The sequence below is a fragment of the Bacteroidia bacterium genome (assembly GCA_026932145.1).
Lineage (GTDB): Bacteria > Bacteroidota > Bacteroidia > J057 > JAIXKT01 > JAIXKT01.
This window is the reverse complement of the sequence record JAIXKT010000006.1, coordinates 1-15,080: the sequence shown is the minus strand read 5'-3', so window position 1 is coordinate 15,080 and position 15,080 is coordinate 1. Positions and strand designations below refer to the sequence as shown.

Sequence of the window (15,080 nt, the reverse complement as noted above, 5' to 3'; positions counted from 1 at the left end):
GTTCTATCAAAATCTGACCGGGTGGAAATATTCCAGTCGGATTTTGCATGACGCATTAAATATAACCGCTTCATTGTTAGTTCAAGAAAATGGCCTCTAATTTAACAAAAACTTCATCTATGAAAATTAATTTAAATTAATTTTCATAGATGAAGTTTTTTCTGAAATTATCTTTTTAGTATCGCTTTTTAGGGCTATTTCCGGTAGTTTTTTACAATCTCTCTATAATGATAGCTGAGGCTCCGCCGCCGCCATTGCAGATAGCTGCAAGTGCGTATTTTCCGTTTGTTCTGGCTAAGGAAGTAATTGCTGTAACGATAATTCGTGAGCCACTACTTCCCAAAGGATGTCCTAAGGAAATAGCACCACCCATTAAATTTACTTTTTCGAGTGGGATATTGAGTAGCTTCATATTTGCTAACACAACTACTGCAAAGGCTTCATTGATTTCAAAGGTATCTATATCATTAATGGTTAGGTTTGCTTTTTTTAGTGCTCTTTGAATAGCTACTTCTGGCGCTATGGTAAACCATTCTGGTTCTAAGGCTGCATCGGCAAAAGACACGATACGGGCGATTGGGCGCAGATGATGGTTTTTAACGGCATCTGAGCTGGCTAAAATAAGTGCAGAGGCTCCGTCATTCATGGTAGAAGCATTTGCTGCCGTTATTGTACCGTCTTTTTGAAATGCCGGCTTTAGAGTTGGGATTTTTTCATAGATAACTTTTGCAGGGCCTTCATCGTCAGCAAAGATAGTATCACCTTTTTTGGTAGAGATTGCAATGGGGGCTATTTCGCTATGAAAAGCACCAGAACGAATAGATTCATTGGCTAACTGGAAAGAACGAATAGCAAAAGCATCTTGTTCTTCACGGGAAATCTCAAAACGTTTAGCGGTCATTTCTCCCGGAGTTCCCATAAGATATTGATTATAAACGTCTAATAGGCCATCTTGGTTAATTCCGTCAAGTAGTTGGATATTACCATATTTGCTGCCGGTACGTCCGCCCGGTAAGTAATGTGGGACGTTAGACATACTTTCCATACCACCGGCTGCCACAATTTGATTATCACCGGATTGGATAGTTTGTGCTCCCATCATAACAGATTTCATACCGGAAGCACATACTTTGTTGATTACGGTACAAGGGGTTTGCTTATTTAAGCCTGCATAATATGCTACTTGGCTGGCTGGTGATTGCCCTAAATTAGCTGACATCACGTTCCCAAAATACAACTCGTCTATATGCTTTGCCAGTTCGTCAGCTATTGCATTAACCGGCTGTGCATCAGCACGATATGCCGTATTAAACGCAGAAACTCCGTTTCCGGAGTTTGTACCTACTAATTCTAAGGTAGAAGTGGCCTGAGTCATAGCCCCTTTTAATGCAATGGCACCTAATTGTGTTGCCGAAAATCCAGATAAACTACCTAGAAAACTACCGATTGGCGTCCTCTGCGCCGCTACAATGAATACTTCTGATGACTTCATTTAATAAAAAAAGATTAAGATTCAATAATTTTTGCTCCTCTTTACTTTCGTAAACGAGTTACTTACAAACAAAGTTACATGATAAATCAATACATTGACAAAAAATAATTAAAAATAGGTATTAGAACCGACACTTAATTGTTTTTGTAATGAAATTTATTTCATAAATAGGATTAAAAATCAATGAAATAACACCAAGCAATCAATAATAAAAAACACAAAAACGACATATCATAAAAACATATTATTGATAATTTTGACAATATCTTCATAATTAATAAGATTCATGCATTCACAAGAACTTTCTGCTGCGGTGGCGCTACATTGGAGGCAGGTTGTTTTTCCGGTTATGTAGTGGGCATTTTTTCCGATGGGTTTCCAGCGTCCCGGGTGCATCGGGCGCAAGGGGGGATACAAGCCAAGTGCAAACTTTCCCATAGCCGATGCAATATGTAGCGGGCCTGTGCTGCCGGCAACCAAGCCATCAATGCTGGCTATAAAATCAATATATTCTCCTAATGAAAACTTGCCACATATATTTACAATGCCACTTGGTAATGACTGAACCCAAGAAGCCAAAATACGCCCGTCGTCAAGCGTTCCACCAATAAAAATCTGATATTTAGCGGAATCAAGTTTTTTAATAACAGATTTTAAGGTCGCTAAGGGGATTTCCCGTGCGCTACCTTTTGAACGCGGGTGTATCAATAAGTTGATTTTAGTTTTGGAAATCAGGGTATTTTCTTTCTGTAACTCTTTGGGTTTCAGGCCATACAAAGCAGCTATTTCTGACAAATCCGGATTCTGTACAGTAAATGCTTTGGGAATTAAGGAAAGGTTAAGTTCCGTTTCATGCAAATCGCTGTTTTTTCTTCCTAAATTTATTAACTGATTGCACAGTAGCCAATGATACCAGCGATGAGACGTTCCTATTCTGTTGGGGATGTTTGCTTTCCAAGCAGCCCAAGCAATAGCTGATTTTGGGAAAATATGTATGATATAATCAAAAGAATATGGTTTTAGGTCAAGGGGTATTTGTGGATTCCAGATTAAAATTCCGGAGAGCCAAACGCATCTTTCTAATATCGGTTTGGTGTAGTCTGCCCCTAACCACCAAATTTCAGCATCAGGAATTTTTTTTTTAATGGCGCCAGCTACCGGCAATGACAATACTACATCCCCAATGCTATCAACTCGGCTCAATAAGATTTTCATAATGAGTTAGATTGAAGCGAAAACACATTAGTCGAGCTGGTTTTTTAACTTATCTGAAACGGGGCTTTCTAATGTTTTACCTTTTAAGGCTTGTTTAATAGCGGTATCCATAACTCTTTCGGCAAAGGGACGTGAATATTCGTTTAGGTTTTCTATGGCCGTGTGGATTTCGTCTTTTTGTTTTGTTTGGATTTTTTGGCCTAAAATTTCTGCAAGTCGCTTAAATTCAGTATGTTCTTGTTCTGTAAGTAATGCCGAATGATTGCTTAAAAACTTATCGGTATATTGTAAAATTTGCTTAGCTTCTTCGGTAGCTTCAAGGAGCAGTCGAGTTTGCATATCGCTTTGGGCATATTCGATAGAGGCTAATAGCATTTCTTCTACCTGTTTGTCAGTGAGGCCATATTTTGGTTGAACGGTTACTGTTTGCTGAACTCCGCTGCGCATTTCTTTTGCTGTAATTGTGAGAATTGAGTTTTCATCTAACTGAAATTGGATTTCTACTTTTGGGAGGCCGGCCGGCATAGCCGGAATATCCGACAGGTTAAATTCAGCGAGTTTCCGATTTTCAGAAACGAGTTCTCTTTCTCCTTGATAAACAGCGATTTTCATTTTTGTTTGTCCATCTACTGAAGTGGTGTATTGGCGGCCTGCCTGCATAGGTATTTTGGTATTGCGTTGGATAAGTACATCCATCAGCCCGCCGGCGGTTTCTACGCCTAAGGAAAGCGGTGTTACGTCCAACAAAAGCATATCTTTTCTGTTTCCGCTTAAAATATCGGCTTGTAGGGCTGCCCCCAAAGCCACAGCTTCATGGGGATTTAAAGTACAGTTTGGCTTTTGCCCAAAAAATTGTTCTACACGCTTACGCACGTAGTAACTCTGGGTAGAGCCTCCTACCAACAGTATTTCATCCAGTTGCTGCTTAGACAAGTCAGCATCTTTTAAAGCTAAATTACAAAAATTCAGGGTTTTATCTACTATCGGTGCGGCTATTAGCTCAAACTCCGTTTGGGATAAAGAAAGCTCCAATGAGCTTGTTTGGGAAGTATCATTTAGGGTTATTTTTTCGGTATATTCTAATCTTGTGTTCAATGCAATTTTGGCTCGCTCGGCAAATAATCGGAAAATCTGGCTAAAATCACCTTGTTGTGCTAATTCCGAAACTTCATATTTGTGGTATAAAAACGCTACAACAGCTTTGTCTATATCATCTCCCCCTAAAAAAGTATCTCCATTAACAGCCAAAATGTCATAGACACCTTGCTCAATAGTAAGTATTGAAATATCAAACGTTCCGCCGCCAAAGTCATAGACGGCTACGGTTTGGGTTTTATCTTGGGTAAATCCAAGTCCGTAAGCCATTGCAGCAGCAGTAGGTTCGTTTAAGATACGTAGCACTTCTAAGCCGGCTAATTTACCGGCATCACGAGTCGCTTGCCGCTGAGAATCATTAAAATAGGCAGGAACAGTGATTACCACTTTTTCTATTGGTGTTTTTAGGCGATGCTCTGCCCTCTGCTTTAATTCCTTCAAAATCAAAGCAGAGAGTTCTATTGGGGTGTAAAATTTGTTTCCTACCTGAACTTTTACCAAAGAATCGGTATTGTCATCAATGATTTTGTAGCCTAAATCACCGGAGTAATCTGCCAAATCGTGGTAAGATTTTCCCAGAAGCCGCTTAATTGAATACAACGTATTTCGGGGATCGATAGTTAGGTACGGCTTAGCATCTTCTCCTACAATTATTCCGCCGGAAGAAAAATAAATAATGGAGGGGACAATGGTATCTTTACCATAATCCGCGATACAAACCGGAGTGCCCTCCTCTATCTTAGCTATTAAACTGTTGGTGGTTCCCAAGTCTATTCCTACTGTTAGGTTAGTTTCTTTTAAATTACCGGAACCTATGTCTATGGATATTTTGGCCATTTCCTTAGTAATACAGCAAAATAAGGTAAAAAATTCACTCTTGATAATGGAAATTACAAACTGTATTTCCAGTAAAAATAGCTATTTCGTTGCGCATAGTGATAATGTCCGTTTTTTCTATTTTGGGGAAAACTTAGTCAGATTTATTTTCTGCATAACTATTTTCGTAACTTTGGGTAACCGAATAACTCTATGCTATGACTATTGGTTTACATAAACTCGCATTACTCTGGCTTATTTTTCTGTTAATTTCCTGTGAATCAGGTAATAATGGAACGTCAGAAACGGATACACCCACTACCGGTAAAATCCGAATAGCTGTGGATGAATCTTTTAAACCTGTGTTAGATACGCAAATATCTACTTTTGAGGCACTTTATAAGTATGCCAAAATAGAACCTATTTACACCAATGAATCAGATGCTATCTCTAAACTAATGGAAGATAGTGTCCGCTTGATTGTAATTCCCAGAACCCTAACACCTGAAGAGCAGCAACCCTTAGATAAAATCCAGCTAAGACCCAGAAATACCAAAATCGCCTACGATGCCGTTTGTTTTATTGTGCATCCAAGCCAAAAAGATTCTACTATTGATGTTGATGATGTAAAAGATATTTTGACCGGTAAAAAAACGAATTGGGCAGAAATCAACCCCAAACATTTAAAAGCACCTATTCAGGTGGTATTTGATCACCGAAATTCAAGTATCGTTCGTTATTTGATAGATTCTTTATTACACGGCGAAAAAATAACCCCAAAAGCTTCGGCAGTTTCTTCAACCCAGGAAGTTATCAACTATATTGCTGCCCATCCAAACAGCCTTGGCTGTATTGGCTTGGCTTGGATTAGCGACGGAGAAGACAGCACAAGCAACCAATTTTTATCAAAAATAAAAGTATTATCTGTTGGCCGAAAGCCAGATTTCTACGAACCTTTTCAATATTATCTTCTGAATGCACAATATCCGTTTCGCCGAAGTGTTTACATCGTAAGTAGAGAAGCCCGAACCGGTTTAGGCACAGGATTTGCATCCTTTGTAGCAGGTGAAAAAGGGCAGCGCATCATCTTAAAAGCTGATTTGCTACCGGCTACAATGCCTATTCGCTTAGTAGAACTCAAAACCAAAGAAATTCAATAACTATGAAAATACTATCTTTGCAACCCGTTGATCTAAAAAAGAACATGAGCATAAAAACATCTTGGAAATTTTACCTACTACTGCTGTTTACGTTCTGGTTTTCTAACCAAATTTTCGCCCAAACTCTTGAAGATGCTATTAAAGCTATTGATAAAGAGGAATATAGCAAGGCAAAAACCATCTTAAATACACTGATTTCCCAAAATCCAAAGAAGCCGGAACTCTACTACTATCTCGGTGTTGCTTGCTTTAGAGATGCAAAAGATATTGAAGAAGATAAGCAACGTATTCCAGAATTAGAAAAAGCAAAGGATGCTTACCAAAAAGGGATTGCGGCCAACAGTAAATATGCCAAAAACTATGCGGGGCTTGGCGAATACTATGCGTTTTCACGCAACTTACCAGAGGCTAAGAAAAACTTTGACCAAGCACTTACACTTTCAAACTCAAATGATTTAGACGTTTTAGTAACCGTTGCAGAAGCCTACATCGCCGCTAATGTCAAAGACCTAAGCGAGGCAACCAAACTGCTGACCAAAGCCCAAAATATGGACAGCAAAAACGAACACGTAAATCTCGCCCTCGGAGACGTTTGGCTAAAACAAAATGTTAATGAATTAGCCAAAACTTATTACGAAAAAGCGATTGCCGCTAACGCTAAATCCGTAATTGCCCACTTTAAATTAGGTGTCTTATATGTAAAAATGAGCGACTACAAAAATGGAGCCGATATGATTATGAAAGCCTTACAACTTGACCCTTCCTTTGCACCTGCTTATCGTGAACTCGGAGAACTCTACTTTTTAGCTAAAGACTACAAACGTGCCAAAGAAAATTACCAAGAATATGTAAAACGCAAACAAGGTGATATTCAGGCAGAAATCCGCTACGCTACTTTTCTGTATCTAAGTAAAGATTATGCAGCTGCTGTTAGCCAAATTAACCAAGTTCTTAAAACCGTTGAAAACAACGTACTACTGCGTTTACTGGGATATTCAAACTACGAAGTAGGTGCCGCACAAGCCAGCCAACCCGCCACCGAACACTATAACAACGCTAAAAATGCCCTTGACAAGTATTTCACACGAATTGACCCCAAAAATATAATTGCCTTAGATTATGAATATTATGGACATATCTTAGACAAATTAGGCCAAGATTCTCTCGCAGTAGAATACTACGAAAAAGCCATCGCCAAAGATGCCACCAAATACACCCTCTACTCAGAAATCGCAGACGCATGGAACTCTGTTAAAAGTTACCAAAAATCTATTGATGCCTTAAATAAGTACATAGCTATAAATCCAATACCTGAAATCTACTATAAACTTGGAAAAATGTACTACAAGCAAAAAATGTACACAGAAGCTACCGCAGCCTACCAAAAAATATTGGAAAAGAAACCCGATTTTCTCTATGCTCATTTTGAAATAGCCCGTTGCCAAGCCGGTTTAGACCCCGAAACATCTCAAGGTCTGGCTAAACCTCACTATGAAAAGGTAATAGAACTCGGAGAAGCCGCTCCCGATAAATATAAAAAAGAACTTATCGAAGCCTATGTTTATATGGGTTATTATCTCTACTTACAGAAAAAATTCCACGACTCACTCCCCTACTACGAAAAAGTTTTAACCTTAGACCCAGAACACAAACAAGCAACAGAGATGGTACCTTACCTCAAAAAAACCAAACAACCATAATCTAAGCACCGTAATTACCCCAAAAAACTTCCTCTATTTTTATAGCAGGAAGTTTTTTGATGATAAAAAATTTGGGAATTATTTAATAAATAGACAGTAGAGGTTAAAAATAATAAATCTACTGTGATTAACTATCTGATTTTCAATGATATTTTTTTAGCTTTTTTCCCAAAATTTTTCGTTTACGCAGCTTTCTTTTTACACTAAAAGCAAGGGGATAGCATCCAGTAAATCACAGGGCCGGTAATTGATACATAGAGCCAAATTGGATACGCCCACCTAACTACCTTTTTATGAGACCAAAAGTTCTTTTGAACACCTTGATAAACCGCTAAGAGAGCCAACGGAACTGCCGGAACTGCCAACGTAATATGTGAAATCAACAGCACAAAATAAACAGAACGCTGCCAGCCGGTGCCGCAAAACTTTGTTTCGGGCACCAAACTGTGATAAATCACATAAGATACCAAAAACAAAACTGATAGCGACAGCGCAGAGAGCATACATATCCGGTGCTTTTGCATATCTTTTTGGCGAATAAATAGTAACCCTAATACTAAACAAACACTTACGCAGCTATTAATAATAGCATTTAGGAACGGCAAAAAACGTAAATCAAATGTCTCTTGACCTTTAGGGATGTATGTTAGGGAGGCTATCGCCGTAGGCACAAGAATAGAAATAGTGATAATCAGCGGCAGATAAGCGCGGTCATTTAGCTGCTTTTTCATAAAATTAAAGATGTAGGGCGAAATAGCTGGTTTGTTTCGGTGATAAAAGACAGTAGTTCGTCTTTCCCATAGCCACTTTTAGCAGAGGTGAGAAATGTAGGCGGCAACTCATCCCATGTTTCTAATAACTTCTGGTGAAATAATTTGACTTTTTCTCTGCTTTTGTTAATTCCGTTTTTATCCGCTTTGGTAAACACTAAGGCGAGCGGAATACGGGAATTCCCTAAGTTATTGACAAAGTCAATGTCTATTGGAAGTGGATCTAAACGAGAATCTATCAAAATGAAAGTAAGCATTAGGTTTGGCCGGTTTCGCAGATATTCTAAGGCAAATTTTTTAAATTCCAAGCGTTTAGTTTGTGAAACCTTAGCATATCCATAGCCCGGCAAATCAACCAAATACCATAAATTTTCAATTTGAAAAATATTGATACATTGCGTTTTTCCAGGCGTACCGGAAACTTTTGCCAACGATCTTCTGTTACATAAACTATTGATTAGAGAGGACTTTCCTACGTTAGAACGCCCAATTACTGCATATTCCGGCAGGGTTGGCTCCGGTAATTTTTTCCAACTTGTGCAACTCATGATAAATTCAGACACCCGAATAAGCGGAATATTTTTTTCCATAGTTGCAAAAGTAATTGTTTTACTGAATAATTCAGTAATTTGCGATGCTAATACAAATAGAGTTTTTTAAAAAAATATTTTACTAAAATGAAAAATGATAATTTGTTCATTAATATGAATTATTTAGAAGAGGCTCTTTTAAATGCTAAAGAAGCTCTTTTAGAGGTGATTAATTCATTTATAGAGAACATTCCCAATGAAATGCTGCAACTTACGTTGTTTATACAAGAGCCTGACTTTGAGCTAATCAAACAAAAGGCTCATAAAATCAAGGCTTCCTTTTCTATTGTTGGGATGAAAGCGGCAGCGGACTTGTGTTATCAATTGGAAATATCAGCAAAAAATAATTCCTTAGCTGAGGTTAAATCCATTTTTTTGAAATTAGAAGACCAATATGAATCAGGCTATAAAGAGCTAAAGCAATACAAAGAAAAGATAATGTGTAGAATATAAGCTATTTATTGCCAACTTAATAGTTTAAAGTGTTGCGTTGCCTGAGATTGACAATAAACACAGATACCGGTTTGGAATAACTCAATAGTTACCGAAAATTCCGGCATTGCTTGAATACGTTCCCAACCGGAATACATATCTGAATTCCAACGAATATCATCAACAACCACAATCGCCTCTGGGGCTAAGTAAGGTATTAGAATACAGCAAAGTTCGTTAATTGATTTTCCGGTATGATGACCGTCAATTAGCACGTAATCAATTGATGGTAATGTTTTTAATAATTCCGGTAAAATATTTTGGAAAGACCCGATATGCAATTTAGGATTTATCTGAAATTGTTGAAAGTGGGATTGTGCTAATTTGGCTAAGTTGGGGCTTCCTTCGATGGTGTGCCATTGGGTTGTTGGGCTTGCCGAAAACTGGTATAGCATAGAGAACCCAATGTTTGTACCTAACTCTAAGGCAGTTGTAGGTTTTTTCCAGTGAACTAACCGTGCTAAAAACTCACCGGATGCCCGGCTGCGTGCAGAACTGCTGATTATCTGCTGTAAGGTAACTTGCCTCTTTTGCTGTCTATCTTGGTCATAACCGGCTCCTAAATCGCTGATTTCAACTATGGTAGAGTTAGCTGCTAATTTTTTTCTGAATACATTAATTTGTGCGCCTGCTGCTGTAGGAATATCTTTTAAGACAGCATCTATAAAGTTCGTAACATACGGAGAATGAACTCCATGGCGTGTTTTAGCCTGAATTATAAACTTTGCGCCTTGCCAAATGCGCCATAACAGCGTATTTATTCCCGCCATCGAATATCACAACCCAATGGCTTCGTATATGGAATCGTATCCAAAGACCCCATCACAATATTTTCCAATGAAGTCCGCAGATAATCATTCCGTAATTTATGAACCGACAACGGATCGTTATCAATCATACCTCGATACAAAATTTTATAAGAATCTGAATCCCAAATAGCTACAATACATTCCGGGTTTTTAAATACCTGTAAGTTTTTAGCTATCTGCTGAAGCGAATCTAATAAATAAGGAACCGAAATTTCTTTGATAGCCACATATTCTTTGCTATAGGCAAAGTTATCCTGAATAGACTGTGCCGGATCATTTGAGTTAATAAATAAAAATTGAATATCTTTAGAGCTATATTCCTGAATGTAAGATTGTATTCGGGGATGATATTTTTGGGCATAAATGCAATAATTACTAAAAAAAACCAGCACAATAGCACGTTTTTTTTGGAATTCTTTAAGATTTACGGTTTTTCCGGACGTAGCCAAAAGTGTAAATGAGTGAAATCGCTGGCCGTTTACCGCAAACGATAGAAATACAAAACAGAAAAAAAAGTAAATGTATGCCACCATTTGCAAAGATAACATTCTACTTTAAGAGTGCAATAGCTATGTTATTTCCGTTAAAATTAATTTACGATGAAATGCAATGATTTATCAAGAAAAATATATTTCTATAATACTCAAAATCAGCGTTATAGACTAATTTATTCCGGAAATAATCCATATAATTTAGATTCAATGCTGCGGATGATAATTCCAAGATCTTCGGGGTTATCCCGAAATTTTAATGTATCTATAGAAAATTCTAATTTTTTGCCTTTATAGTTTTCAAACCAAAGGTTATAGCGTTCATTGAGTTTTCTCAGATATTCCAGCCGTATGGAGTCTTCATAATCCCGCCCTCTGGCCTCTATTTGTTCCACAAGTGTTGGTATAGATGCTTTTAAGTAAATAAGTAGGTCTGGTGGCTGAATCAATTGAGTTATTACATTGAATAAGGCTTTATAGTTATCGTAGTCCCGTTGGTTCATTAGTTCCATTTGAAGCAAGTTGGGGGCAAAGATTTCGGCATCTTCATAGATGGTTCTATCTTGAACTACATTTTTGGCTGACCGTTGTATCTGAAGGGTGGTATTCAGGCGTGAGTGCAGAAAATACACTTGTAAGTTAAATGCCCAGCGCTCCATATCTGCATAAAAGTCGTAGATATATGGGTTTGAGGAAAGTTCTTCATACTGCGGCTCCCAAGACATGTGTTTCGCTAATAACGTAGTAAGGGTCGTTTTCCCGGAACCAATATTTCCGGCTATAGCAATGTGCATAAGTGATTGTATTTATCCACAAAATTGCACTTTTTTGAAAAACAACTACTACTAAGTCGAAATTATCTCTAAGGTTATATCCTTAGCTTATGTTTGTAAATAATAGTTTACTGAAAACCACTGAAATACTTATTTTGGGGTATCTTAAATATTAATCGTTGTGATATATTTAAGATGCCAAAAAATATGATTTAAAACATAAAAAAAACAAATCAAATACTATATTCTTTGTAATTTTGTTGCACTTTATGAGAATAAGATTTTTAAAATAGTTAGATAGCTGGGTACGAAAATTCAGCTAAAAAACATACAGAATCTAATACTCTTAATTAAGGAAAATTTACTATTTGATAAATAACATCTTGTATAGGTTTTATGTTAGATAAACTCTTTGGAAATGCTCAAAATTGGAAAGAAAAATATGAGCACGAGAATAAACTACGCGAGCAAGCGGAAAGATTATTAGAAAAGAAGGCTGAGGAACTTTACCTTAGAAACCAAGAAATAGAAAATCAGAGCACTGCATTAAGAAATAATATTGAAGAGTTACACGCCCAAGAGGAAGAGCTAAGACAAAACTTAGAAGAGTTAGTAGCTGTTCAGGATACCTTGGTAGCAGAAAAAAATGCAATTGCAGCAGCCGAAAAACGGTTTCGTTCTTTAACCGAATCTTCAGCAGACGCTATAATTTCAATCAATGCAAAACATATTATTTTAACGTGGAATAAAGGCGCAGAAAAACTCTTTGGCTATACCAAAGAAGAAATGGAAGGCAAAGAAATCATGCACATCATCCCTGATGAGTTCAAAGAAAGGCATATTCAAGGAGTTGAAAGATTTCTCCAAACACGCGTTCCCCATATCTTGAACAAAACTGTAGAAGTTGTAGGCAGAAAAAAAGAGGGCGTGCTTTTTCCCATAGAGCTAACACTTTCTACTTGGACGGAAGGAGATGCTGTGTTTTTTAGCGGAATTATTCGGGATATAACCCAAAGAAAACAAAATGAAGAACGGATTCGGCAAGCCAATGAAGAGTTACACGCCCAAGAGGAAGAGCTAAGACAAAACTTAGAAGAGTTAGCCTCAGCCCAAGATACTTTGATAGCAGAAAAAAACGCAATTGCAGCAGCCGAAAAACGCTTTCGCGCCATAACCGAAACCTCTCCCAATGCTATCCTCTCTATGAATGCCCAAAATATTGTTTTAACATGGAATAAAGGCGCAGAAAAACTCTTTGGCTATACCAAAGAAGAAATGGAAGGCAAGGAAATTATGCGCATCATCCCCAATGAATACAAAGAACAACATATACAAGGAGTAGAAAGATATTTAAAAACACGTATCCCTAAGGTTTTAAATCAGGTAGTAGAAATAACAGGTCTAAAAAAAGATGGAACTATTTTCCCGATTGAACTCATTTTATCTACTTGGACGGAAGGAGATGCTGTGTTTTTTAGCGGAATTATTCGGGATATAACCGAACGAAAAATAGCCGAAGAAAGAATTAATAAAACAAATCTGGAATTACGCGCCCAAGAAGAGGAACTAAGACAAAACTTAGAAGAATTAGCCTCAACTCAGGATACTTTAATGGCAGAAAAAAATGCAATTGCGGCAGCCGAAAGGCGGTTTCGATCTTTAACCGAATCTTCAGCAGATGCCATAATCTCTACCAATGCCCAAAATATTGTTTTAACATGGAATAAAGGCGCAGAAAAACTCTTTGGCTATACCAAAGAAGAAATGGAAGGCAAGGAAATTATGCGCATCATTCCCGACGAATACAAAGAACAGCACATCCAAGGAGTAGAAAGATATTTAAAAACACGTATCTCTAAGATATTAAACCACCCAGGAGAAATAATAGGCCTAAAAAAAGATGGAACAACTTTTCCCCTTGAAATCATTGTATCTACTTGGTCTGAAGGAGACTTAGTATTTTTTAGTGCTATTATTCGGGATATAACCGAACGAAGAATAGCCAAAGAAAAACTTAAACAAAAAAACGTGGAATTACAGGCTCAAGAAGAAGAATTAAGACAAAGTGTAGAAGAATTAGAAGCCTCCAACGAAGAATTATTGAGAGTTCATCATTTGCTGAATGAAACCAATAAATCTTTGCAAGAATCTGAACGAAACCTTGAAACCAAAGTGCAAGAACGAACCCAAGAACTGGAAAAAGCAAATCGGGTGAAATCAGAGTTCTTAGCCAATATGAGCCACGAACTAAGAACTCCTATGAACGCCATACTTGGATATGCCCAAATTTTAGGCCAAGCAGATGACTTAGGAACTAAACACAAAGAAAAAATCAGCATCATTAATAAAAGTGGGGAACATTTACTGCATTTAATCAACTCTATTTTAGATTTAAGCAAAATAGATGCCGGCAGAATGGAATTACAACCAGCTGAATTTGACCTCAAAGCTACCCTACACCAGCTGTATGACCTGTTTAGGCTACAATGTGAGAAAAAAGGTATCGAGTTCCAATTTGATATCGTAGGCTCTGTACCCAACTTTGCCAAAGCAGATGAAAAAAAACTAAAGCAGTGCCTGATTAATATTATTGGCAACGCAATTAAATTTACAAAAGCAGGTTTTGTAAAACTCATAGTAACAAAAGAAACAAATGAAACCGTTAAGTTTTTAATTGCAGATTCCGGCAGAGGCATCCCAGCAGATAAAATTGCAGCTGTTTTAGAGCCTTTTACACAAGTGCATGAACACCTAAATACAGAAGGCGGAACCGGTTTAGGCTTAGCAATTACCAAAAAATTTATAGAAATGATGGGCGGAACGTTAGAATTAAGTAGCACCGAAGGTATTGGAACCTCTTTCTGGTTCACAATCCCATTAGAAGAAGTGAGTAATTTTGAAACCACTCATTTATCTAATGCCAAAATCATTGGTTATCAATCTACTAAGCCCATTAAAGTTTTAATTGTAGATGACAACCCCGTCAATCGTTCTTTGGTTATAGATATATTATCACCCTTAGGTTTTGAATACGATTTAGCAGAAAATGGAATCCAAGCTATTGATAAAGCTATAACATATTCTCCCGATATTATCTTGATGGATATTCGGATGCCCGGTATGAGTGGCATTCAGGCAACCGAAGTAATCCGAAGAATGGAATTAGGAAAAATTATGAAAATTATTGCCGTAACAGCCAACGCCTTTGAACAAGATAAAAAGGAATATTTTGAAAAAGGCTGTAACGGATTTGTAGCTAAACCCTACAACCCCACTACCCTGCTGGAAGAAATGAGAAAAATGTTAAACATAGAATATCTCTATGAAGAAACAACAACCCCTGAGTTAAACAAAGGAACAGCCTCTAATACAGTAGAAATCAACCTAAAAGAAATCAAAAATCATATTGATATACAGACACTTAAAGAATTTGAACAAGCATTATTAGTCGGTAAATTTGAAGAAATGAAACATATCATTACCGGAGTTGCAGATACAAGCCCCTTGATTACTACCTTTAAAATCCAAATAATGGAATTAATCAAAAACTTTGATTTTGATACATTAGAAACACAATGGGCAGAAATTTTAAACTCCTAACCCCCAATTTTTAATTTTTAATTTTTAGAGGTTGTTTAAAATTTATTTTTTTATTCTGTTAAGCATAATTCTAATCA

12 protein-coding genes are annotated in these 15,080 nt (G+C 37.2%); 4 read left to right on the top strand and 8 right to left on the bottom strand.

Annotated elements, in window-relative coordinates; genetic code table 11:
• Positions 1 to 211: 211 nt before the first annotated feature.
• From LC115_01215 to hscA, 3 genes are all read right to left on the bottom strand, one after another.
• A complete protein-coding gene (locus tag LC115_01215) occupies positions 212 to 1,492 on the bottom strand; it encodes an acetyl-CoA C-acyltransferase (protein ID MCZ2355300.1) in 1,281 nt (426 codons plus the stop codon).
• A gap of 231 nt (positions 1,493 to 1,723) precedes the next feature.
• Positions 1,724 to 2,707: a glycosyltransferase family 9 protein gene (locus LC115_01210; protein ID MCZ2355299.1), complete on the bottom strand. Its 984-nt coding sequence runs from the start codon at positions 2,705 to 2,707 to the stop codon at positions 1,724 to 1,726.
• 27 nt (positions 2,708 to 2,734) lie between these two features.
• Complete coding sequence (hscA, locus tag LC115_01205; protein MCZ2355298.1) at positions 2,735 to 4,639, bottom strand: Fe-S protein assembly chaperone HscA; 1,905 nt, start codon at positions 4,637 to 4,639, stop codon at positions 2,735 to 2,737.
• 197 nt (positions 4,640 to 4,836) lie between these two features.
• On the opposite strand from hscA, the gene LC115_01200 reads away from it, so the two are divergent.
• Together LC115_01200 and LC115_01195 are read left to right on the top strand one after the other, a co-directional pair.
• Positions 4,837 to 5,778, top strand: coding sequence for a substrate-binding domain-containing protein (locus tag LC115_01200; protein MCZ2355297.1), 942 nt, complete (start codon positions 4,837 to 4,839; stop codon positions 5,776 to 5,778).
• Between the two features lie 2 nt (positions 5,779 to 5,780).
• A complete protein-coding gene (locus LC115_01195) occupies positions 5,781 to 7,478 on the top strand; it encodes a tetratricopeptide repeat protein (protein MCZ2355296.1) in 1,698 nt (565 codons plus the stop codon).
• A gap of 203 nt (positions 7,479 to 7,681) precedes the next feature.
• Here the strand turns inward: LC115_01195 and LC115_01190 are convergent, their stop codons facing one another.
• Positions 7,682 to 8,209, bottom strand: coding sequence for a DUF420 domain-containing protein (locus LC115_01190; GenBank protein ID MCZ2355295.1), 528 nt, complete (start codon positions 8,207 to 8,209; stop codon positions 7,682 to 7,684).
• Positions 8,206 to 8,838 carry a ribosome biogenesis GTP-binding protein YihA/YsxC gene (yihA, locus tag LC115_01185; protein MCZ2355294.1) on the bottom strand — a complete coding sequence of 211 codons (633 nt, stop codon included), beginning with the start codon at positions 8,836 to 8,838 and terminating at the stop codon, positions 8,206 to 8,208. The genes LC115_01190 and yihA overlap by 4 nt, the downstream gene beginning before the upstream one ends.
• An 87-nt stretch (positions 8,839 to 8,925) precedes the next feature.
• On the opposite strand from yihA, the gene LC115_01180 reads away from it, so the two are divergent.
• Positions 8,926 to 9,291 carry an Hpt domain-containing protein gene (locus LC115_01180; GenBank protein MCZ2355293.1) on the top strand — a complete coding sequence of 122 codons (366 nt, stop codon included), beginning with the start codon at positions 8,926 to 8,928 and terminating at the stop codon, positions 9,289 to 9,291.
• 5 nt (positions 9,292 to 9,296) lie between these two features.
• Here LC115_01180 and LC115_01175 read toward each other — a convergent pair whose 3' ends face one another.
• From LC115_01175 to LC115_01165, 3 genes are all read right to left on the bottom strand, one after another.
• Positions 9,297 to 10,100, bottom strand: a complete 804-nt coding sequence (locus tag LC115_01175; GenBank protein MCZ2355292.1) for a class I SAM-dependent methyltransferase — start codon at positions 10,098 to 10,100, stop codon at positions 9,297 to 9,299.
• On the bottom strand, positions 10,088 to 10,687 hold the full coding sequence (locus tag LC115_01170) for a redoxin domain-containing protein (GenBank protein MCZ2355291.1): 600 nt from the start codon (positions 10,685 to 10,687) through the stop codon (positions 10,088 to 10,090). The genes LC115_01175 and LC115_01170 overlap by 13 nt, the downstream gene beginning before the upstream one ends.
• A gap of 119 nt (positions 10,688 to 10,806) precedes the next feature.
• Entirely contained in the window at positions 10,807 to 11,424 is a 618-nt protein-coding gene (locus tag LC115_01165; protein MCZ2355290.1) for a deoxynucleoside kinase, read from the bottom strand.
• Positions 11,425 to 11,799: 375 nt separating this feature from the next.
• On the opposite strand from LC115_01165, the gene LC115_01160 reads away from it, so the two are divergent.
• Positions 11,800 to 15,003 carry a PAS domain S-box protein gene (locus tag LC115_01160; protein ID MCZ2355289.1) on the top strand — a complete coding sequence of 1,068 codons (3,204 nt, stop codon included), beginning with the start codon at positions 11,800 to 11,802 and terminating at the stop codon, positions 15,001 to 15,003.
• Positions 15,004 to 15,080: the final 77 nt, after the last annotated feature.

Coding starts and splice junctions, on each gene's coding strand:
- LC115_01165 (MCZ2355290.1), bottom strand. CDS start 11,424: ATGCACATTGCTATAGCCGGAAATATTGGTTCCGGGAAAACGACCCTT.
- LC115_01180 (MCZ2355293.1), top strand. CDS start 8,926: ATGAAAAATGATAATTTGTTCATTAATATGAATTATTTAGAAGAGGCT.
- LC115_01195 (MCZ2355296.1), top strand. CDS start 5,781: ATGAAAATACTATCTTTGCAACCCGTTGATCTAAAAAAGAACATGAGC.
- LC115_01200 (MCZ2355297.1), top strand. CDS start 4,837: ATGACTATTGGTTTACATAAACTCGCATTACTCTGGCTTATTTTTCTG.
- yihA (MCZ2355294.1), bottom strand. CDS start 8,838: ATGGAAAAAAATATTCCGCTTATTCGGGTGTCTGAATTTATCATGAGT.
- hscA (MCZ2355298.1), bottom strand. CDS start 4,639: ATGGCCAAAATATCCATAGACATAGGTTCCGGTAATTTAAAAGAAACT.
- LC115_01210 (MCZ2355299.1), bottom strand. CDS start 2,707: ATGAAAATCTTATTGAGCCGAGTTGATAGCATTGGGGATGTAGTATTG.
- LC115_01190 (MCZ2355295.1), bottom strand. CDS start 8,209: ATGAAAAAGCAGCTAAATGACCGCGCTTATCTGCCGCTGATTATCACT.
- LC115_01215 (MCZ2355300.1), bottom strand. CDS start 1,492: ATGAAGTCATCAGAAGTATTCATTGTAGCGGCGCAGAGGACGCCAATC.
- LC115_01160 (MCZ2355289.1), top strand. CDS start 11,800: ATGTTAGATAAACTCTTTGGAAATGCTCAAAATTGGAAAGAAAAATAT.
- LC115_01170 (MCZ2355291.1), bottom strand. CDS start 10,687: ATGTTATCTTTGCAAATGGTGGCATACATTTACTTTTTTTTCTGTTTT.
- LC115_01175 (MCZ2355292.1), bottom strand. CDS start 10,100: ATGGCGGGAATAAATACGCTGTTATGGCGCATTTGGCAAGGCGCAAAG.